This window comes from Massilia sp. CT11-108, assembly GCF_047302915.1.
GTDB classification, from domain to species: Bacteria; Pseudomonadota; Gammaproteobacteria; order Burkholderiales; family Burkholderiaceae_D; genus Telluria; species Telluria orientalis.
On sequence record NZ_JBKYMO010001197.1, the window covers coordinates 1 to 543 of the forward strand.

At 69.8% G+C, this 543-nt stretch carries 2 pseudogenes; both read right to left on the bottom strand.

Features of this window, described 5'->3' with window-relative positions:
• Positions 1–298: pseudogene (locus tag ACEN88_RS33940) on the bottom strand (hypothetical protein); the annotation flags it as partial.
• A pseudogene (locus tag ACEN88_RS33945) lies at positions 298–543 on the bottom strand (alkanesulfonate monooxygenase); the annotation flags it as partial. The pseudogenes ACEN88_RS33945 and ACEN88_RS33940, both read right to left, overlap by 1 nt.

Genomic DNA, 543 nt, shown 5'->3' on the forward strand with positions numbered 1-543 from the left:
CCCCCCCCCCTTTTTTTTCAACCCCCACCCCCCAAACCCCCATGTAGCCCCGTCTCGGGGGCGCGTACATGTTAAAAACCCACAGCTCGCCGGACACGGCCAGGTCGCCGAACGCCTTCGCCACGGCCAGCGGCTCGGGCAGGATGCGCGTCGACAGCAGGCCGGTGCGCGACGCGGCCTGCCACGCCACGATCAGGAAGACCGGCAGCGCCCACGGCGCCAGCGGGGCGAGCAGGCGTTGGATGGACGCGGCGCCGCGCGGCTGCGCGGACGCCGGGAGGGTCCGGATCGCGCCCATCACGCCACCTTCTTCGGCAGGCGCTGTGGCACGATATCGACGGCCATCACTTCGCCAAAAGGACCGGTGATCGAATGCCCGCCGTGCTCCCGGCCTTTGCCGAGCAGCGGGAACACGAGTTCCGCGAAGCGGTACGACTCTTCCAGGTGCGGGTAGCCGGACAGGATGAATGTCTCGATGCCGAGGTCCTGGTACTCGCGCATGCGCGCGGCCACGGTCTCCGGATCGCCGACGAGCGCCGTGCC